The organism is Sphingomonas sp. 10B4, from assembly GCF_035019905.1.
Lineage (GTDB): Bacteria > Pseudomonadota > Alphaproteobacteria > Sphingomonadales > Sphingomonadaceae > Sphingomonas > Sphingomonas glacialis.
This window is the reverse complement of the sequence record NZ_JASJVC010000505.1, coordinates 1-245: the sequence shown is the minus strand read 5'-3', so window position 1 is coordinate 245 and position 245 is coordinate 1. Positions and strand designations below refer to the sequence as shown.

Here is a 245-nt window from a genome sequence, read left to right as displayed (position 1 = left end):
CTCAAACTCAGCACCACCGACAGTCTGATCGTCACGCTGTGCATCGGTGTATCGAATTTCTTTTGGTTGCCGGTAATGGGCAGCTTATCCGATAAAATCGGCAGCAAACCCTTGCTGCTGGTGTTTACCATCCTGACCATTTTGACCGCCTATCCGGTCATGCTGTGGCTGACCGGCGCACCGAGCTTCGAACGCATGCTGGTGGCCGAATTATGGCTGTCCTTCCTGTACGCCAGCTACAATGG

1 pseudogene is annotated in these 245 nt (G+C 53.9%); it reads left to right on the top strand.

Annotated elements, in window-relative coordinates:
- Positions 1–245 (top strand): annotated as a pseudogene (locus QN347_RS20665) (citrate-proton symporter); the annotation flags it as partial.